General features: G+C 34.5%; 6 protein-coding genes. All 6 read right to left on the bottom strand.

Annotated features, from left to right (window positions below; translation table 11 throughout):
- Nucleotides 1-348: 348 nt before the first annotated feature.
- The 6 genes from mnmA to MWH25_RS12495 all read right to left on the bottom strand — a co-directional run bounded on the left by mnmA (nt 349) and on the right by MWH25_RS12495 (nt 5400).
- Nucleotides 349-1425 carry a tRNA 2-thiouridine(34) synthase MnmA gene (gene mnmA, locus MWH25_RS12470; RefSeq protein ID WP_248627979.1) on the bottom strand — a complete coding sequence of 359 codons (1077 nt, stop codon included), beginning with the start codon at nt 1423-1425 and terminating at the stop codon, nt 349-351.
- A gap of 28 nt (nt 1426-1453) precedes the next feature.
- Nucleotides 1454-1891, bottom strand: coding sequence for a Fe-S cluster assembly scaffold protein NifU (nifU, locus tag MWH25_RS12475; protein ID WP_248627980.1), 438 nt, complete (start codon nt 1889-1891; stop codon nt 1454-1456).
- 51 nt (nt 1892-1942) lie between these two features.
- Nucleotides 1943-3109 carry a cysteine desulfurase NifS gene (gene nifS, locus MWH25_RS12480; RefSeq protein WP_248627981.1) on the bottom strand — a complete coding sequence of 389 codons (1167 nt, stop codon included), beginning with the start codon at nt 3107-3109 and terminating at the stop codon, nt 1943-1945.
- A gap of 49 nt (nt 3110-3158) precedes the next feature.
- Nucleotides 3159-3620 carry an RrF2 family transcriptional regulator gene (locus tag MWH25_RS12485; protein WP_248627982.1) on the bottom strand — a complete coding sequence of 154 codons (462 nt, stop codon included), beginning with the start codon at nt 3618-3620 and terminating at the stop codon, nt 3159-3161.
- Nucleotides 3621-4156: 536 nt separating this feature from the next.
- Entirely contained in the window at nt 4157-4774 is a 618-nt protein-coding gene (locus tag MWH25_RS12490) for a YczE/YyaS/YitT family protein (protein ID WP_248627983.1), read from the bottom strand.
- Nucleotides 4771-5400, bottom strand: coding sequence for a YigZ family protein (locus tag MWH25_RS12495; RefSeq protein WP_248627984.1), 630 nt, complete (start codon nt 5398-5400; stop codon nt 4771-4773). Before MWH25_RS12495 ends, MWH25_RS12490 begins: the two co-directional genes overlap by 4 nt.
- Between the last annotated feature and the right edge of the window lie 229 nt (nt 5401-5629).

Below are 5629 nucleotides of genomic sequence, written 5' to 3' on the forward strand. Positions count from 1 at the left end.
TTTGACTAGCTCTTCTTGCTTAGTTGAAACATTGCATTGTTTAGTTTTCAAAGACCGAATAGCTTGTTTAATTCCTGCCACTTCCTCAAGCGACAGTTAACAGAATATCAAATTCGTTCTCAGTTGTCAAGCACTTTTTGAAATCTTTTTTGTTACCAATCTTTTTTGCGGCAACATCGAGTAGTATATCACTCTACTCCAAACTTGTCAAGAAAAGATTAAACTTCTATATTTCTTGCAAGCGACAACTAATAGAATAACATTTGTCCTCTTAAATGTCAAGCATTTATATAAACTTTTTTCAAATCTATAAGTTACAACCTAAAAAAGAGGGGCAGCCCCTCTTTTTTATTTGATCAATCCTCCTCCTACAACTACATCCTGATCATAAAACACAACAGACTGTCCAGGAGTAATTGCTCTTTGAGGTTGAGCAAATACCACTTTAACCTGAGCATCATTCACAGGATAAATAGTTGCTTTAGCAGCTGATGTATTATATCTAATTTTAGCTTGCACCTTTAAAGGTGTAGATAAGCTTTCAATAGCAATCCAATTTAAATCATCAGCAATCAAGCTTTCAGCAAAGACATCCTCATTATCTCCTACAATCACAGCATTCCTTTCTGGATCTAATTCAACTACATACCACTTCTTATGTGTTTTTAAATCAAGCCCTTTTCGCTGACCAATAGTATAAAAGGGAAGACCATCATGTTCTCCCAGTTTATTACCTTCTAAATCGAGAATTGGCCCTGGCTCAATAATATCAGGATAATTCTCTTTTAAAAATCTATTATAATCATCAGCAGGAACAAAGCATATTTCTTGACTATCAGGTTTATTATGAACCTTTAAACCAAACTCCTTAGCTAATTCTCTTGTTTCAGTTTTTTTATATTCAGCTAAAGGAAAGAGTGTATGCTCCAATTGCTCCTGCGTCATATTATATAATGTATAACTTTGATCCTTCCTTTCATCAACAGCTTTTCTAATTATATATCTCCCTTGTTGATTTTGATCGATTTTAGCATAGTGACCAGTAGCCATATAATAAGCATCTAATTCTTTAGCTTTCCTCAAGAAAGCACCAAACTTAATCTCTTTATTACACATAATACAAGGATTAGGAGTCCTAGCTTTAGCATATTCCTCTTTGAAGTCCTGGATAACTTTTTCTTCAAATAACTCTTTAAAATTAACAACATAAAACGGAATATCCAATCTATTAGCTACCCTTCTTGCATCTTCTACAGCTGATAAAGAACAGCAACCCCCTTCATTTTCCTTAGGATTCTCTGTAGTGGGCCAAATCTGCATAGTTATCCCAATTACTTCATAGCCTTCTTCCTTTAACAAAGCAGCAGTTAAGGAGCTATCAACTCCTCCACTCATTGCTACAACAACCCGCTCCTTATTCAACATCTAATTCACCCTTTATCATCAAAGTTTATTAATTCATATCTAAAGTACATTCTTCTCCAAGGTCATGTCCATGATGAGCATCTTCATCATTATCTTCTTCATTATCAATCCCTAAATAGTCATTGATAGCTTTATGTAATGCATCTGCTGCTAAATTAGAACAGTGCATCTTAGCTGGAGGTAGTCCATTCAATGCCTCAGCTACAGCTTGATTACTCAATTGCTGAGCTTCTTCTATTGTTTTCCCTTTGACTATTTCAGTAGTAATACTACTTGTAGCTATAGCAGCTCCACAACCAAAAGTTTTAAATTTTATATCATTAATCTTTTCATCATCTACTTTAATATACATCTTCATAATATCGCCACACTTCGCATTACCAACCGTTCCTACACCATCAGGATTTTCTATTTCACCTACATTACGTGGGTTCTCAAAATGATCCATAACTTTATCACTATACATTCACAGCCACTCCTTTATTATTATTTTCTATTTAATAAGATTTTATAAGCATTATTGATTATAAATTGGTGACATAGCCCTTAAATCAGCTACAATTTTAGGCAATAGTTCTAATACTTTATCTACTTCTTCTTCTGTATTATATTTACCTAGGGTTAATCGCAAAGAACCGTGAGCTATCTCATGGGATAATCCCATTGCTAATAGCACATGGGAAGGATCTAAAGAACCTGAAGTACAAGCTGAACCACTTGAAGCAGCTATTCCTTCTAAGTCTAATTTCATTAAAATCGACTCACCTTCAATATATCTAATACTGAAATTAACATTCCCAGGTAATCGCTCAGTTCGATGACCATTTAATTTCACATGATCAATCTTCTCTTCTATTCCATTGATCAGCTTATCTCTTAATATAATTAACTCTTCTCTTTTCCTATTTAAATTCTTTCTAGCTAACTCAGCTGCTTTTCCTAAGCCTACAATTGCAGGAACATTCTCTGTTGTTGCTCTCCTATTTCTTTCTTGAGCTCCACCATGCAAAAACTTCTTAATCTTTGTTCCTTTTCTTACATATAAAGCCCCTACTCCCTTTGGCCCATTGAATTTATGAGCAGATAATGATAATAAATCTACATTTAATTGATTGACATCGACAGGAATCGTTCCTACTGCTTGAACAGCATCAGTGTGAAAGGTTACTCCAGCAGTTTTAGCAATTTCACCAATTTCAGCAATCGGTTGGATAGTACCCATTTCATTATTAGCTAACATAATTGTAATTAAAATAGTATCCTCACAAATTGCATCTTTTACATCTTGAGGATTGACAAAACCATCTTCATCTACAGGTAAGTAAGTGACTTCAAATCCTCTTTCTTTTTCTAAGTATTCACAAGTATGTAACACAGCATGATGCTCAATAGAAGAAGTAATAATATGCTTACCTTGCTCTTCTAAAGCAGAAGCAACTCCTTTGATAGCATAATTGTCAGCTTCAGTTCCACCACTGGTAAAAATCATCTCTTTTACTATATCTGCACCAATTAACTGAGCAACTTTATCTCTAGCCTCAGTAATAGCATTCTTAGCTTCTCTTCCAAAAGAATGAAAACTAGAGGGGTTGCCATATACTTGATTAAAATAAGGTTCCATTTCCTTAACAACTTCCTTATCTACTGGTGTTGTTGCTCCATAATCCATATATATCTTCTTCATCTTTATTCCTCCTTTTGTAGGCATTATACTAGTCATTAGCCACTAACCACTAAATATGGTACATATAACCATGCTGCGAACCATTTTGTTTAGCATTAATAGCTTCTTGTCTCAAATCTTCTAATGTAATTTCATCTAACACTTCATCAATACTATCTTTCATTCTTTCCCAGATCATCCTAACAACACAATCAGTAATATTTTCACACTTACCCTCTTCAACTTTATCAGATACACAATCAACTGGAGCAATTGGTCCTTCTAAAACTTTAATAATATCTCCAATCGTTATCTCAGCAGGAAGCTTAGATAGTAAGTATCCTCCATGAGCTCCCCGCACACTATTGACTAAACCTTCTTTTCTCAAATTAGCAATCAACTGTTCTAGATAATGTTCAGATATATTTTGCCTTTCAGCTATACTCCTAAGTGGAGTTGGCCCATCACCTTGATGTAAAGCTAAATCAAACATTGCCCTTACTCCATAGCGACCTTTGGTTGATAACTTCATTAAACCCCTCCTGTTAATCCCGACCTTTGTTGTTGGTTTTGCTAAAATAATCATACCACAGGACTAAGAATTTGTCAATAGCGGTTTAAAGATTATAATTTAAGTAGTTTCAAAGACTTTAACTTTATCATTGCATAGCTATTTTCAAAAACAAGCCCATTCTTCCCTCTTATAATTATTAGCAATATTAATTATAATTATGTGTTTTCTATGATTATCCTTACTTCAATGTACAACAGTTTATAGTTGAGAATTATAGGCGTTAACCTAAATCTAATATTGAAAAATTAAATACTATATTGATATAAAGTGGCACTTTGCCACTTTATATCAGTGTACAGTTTACAGTTGATGGTTGACAGTTAAAACCATTAAAAACTTAAATCAAAATCACTCTAAACCTGCGAACATAAGGCATTTCAGAGGTCTTAATTTTTTAAGGTTTTGATCTTAACTGTAAACTGTTCACTGTACACTGTCAACTCAATTATGTGTCACTTTGTGACACATAATTGTAATTAAGTTTAAACTTAAGCTTAGTTATAACAATCAACCTTTGGTTGAAACTTATTTTTTAACTCATTTATTTTTCTCAATGAATAACTAACAACCGGGCCAATCCCTAAAGCAGTCAAGATAGTACCGACTCCAACTGGCCCCCCTAACAAATAACCTACACTTAAAGCTACAACCTCTATTCCTCCTCTGATTATCGAAATATCACAACTTAAGTTTCTATCTAACGCCATCATCAAACTGTCCCTTGGCCCAGTTCCACAATGGACTGAAATATATACTCCAACTCCAAACCCCAAAATAATTACTCCTAATCCCAAATAAAGATATCTCATAATTAAATCTGTGGGACTAGAGACTACTAAAAGTAATCCATCAAGAATAAACCCTACTAACACCATATTAGCTATTGTGCCTAAAGTCGGCTTTATCTTTGCTAACAAAAAACTTAATAAAATAATTACAAAGCCGGTTATTTGAGCTGCTCTACCTACAGTCAAGCTAAATTGATTGGCCAATCCAATATGGAAGACATCCCAAGGGGCAACCCCTAACTCTGCTCTAATAGTCAATGCAATTCCAAAACTAATAACCACTTGACCTACCATAAATACAGCCCACTTCTGTAATACTTTCATCCTCGAAACTCATCCCCTTTAATTTTAATCTCTGCTTCTCCTTTAGTAGCTTCTTTAATCTTAGCAGTTAAACTAGTAAAAAAACTGGGTTTAATCAACCCAATAACTTCAACTCCATTAGCTTTATACTCTACATTCTTTACCTGACCAGAACTACCTTCTAAATAATTAATAACTCCCCCCAGTAAATCATAAGAAATCGTAATACTGAATTTAAGATACCTAACCCTCTCTTCAATCCCAGCTTCTTTGATTACTTCCCGCACCGAATCGCCATAAGCCCTAATTAACCCTCCTACCCCATGCTTAACCCCACCAAAATATCGAGTCACTACTACTGCAACATTAGTAACCCCTCTCCCTTCAAGTGCCTGTAAAGCTGGAGGACCAGAAGAACCAGCTGGTTCTCCATCATCACTACAGCGAGTAATCGCTTGATCTGCTAGACCAACCTTAAAAGCAGATACATTATGAGTAGCATCAGAAAATTCCTCAGCAATTTGATCGATAAATTTTTCTGCCTCTTCAGTTGTCTTTACACTCTTAATAGAAGTGATAAACTTGCACCTTTTTATCTTTCTTTCTATTCGAATATTATTAGCTATAGTCTTATAATTATCTTCCATTTTACCCCTCCAAATAACTCATTCATCTATATCAACATATCTTTTATTGATATATAGTGTCAGTAGTCTGTGTCTGTGGCAGTGAAGTTCAACATCTTTAAACACCTCAAACATAGGTTTTGAAGTTAGTTTTTTTACTGACACGGATTACGGACACTGACAATAGAGATAGGTAATCCTTCAATAGTATTGTTACCTATTTTCAGATTTTCCCCCTCTTCACACCCAG

The organism is Natroniella acetigena (genome assembly GCF_023227745.1).
Classification (GTDB): Bacteria; Bacillota; Halanaerobiia; order Halobacteroidales; family Halobacteroidaceae; genus Natroniella; species Natroniella acetigena.

Bases quoted from the DNA above. Each gene is read 5' to 3' on its own strand.
- MWH25_RS12485 (WP_248627982.1), bottom strand. From the start codon at position 3,620: ATGAAGTTATCAACCAAAGGTCGCTATGGAGTAAGGGCAATGTTTGAT.
- nifU (WP_248627980.1), bottom strand. From the start codon at position 1,891: ATGTATAGTGATAAAGTTATGGATCATTTTGAGAACCCACGTAATGTA.
- MWH25_RS12490 (WP_248627983.1), bottom strand. From the start codon at position 4,774: ATGAAAGTATTACAGAAGTGGGCTGTATTTATGGTAGGTCAAGTGGTT.
- mnmA (WP_248627979.1), bottom strand. From the start codon at position 1,425: ATGTTGAATAAGGAGCGGGTTGTTGTAGCAATGAGTGGAGGAGTTGAT.
- nifS (WP_248627981.1), bottom strand. From the start codon at position 3,109: ATGAAGAAGATATATATGGATTATGGAGCAACAACACCAGTAGATAAG.
- MWH25_RS12495 (WP_248627984.1), bottom strand. From the start codon at position 5,400: ATGGAAGATAATTATAAGACTATAGCTAATAATATTCGAATAGAAAGA.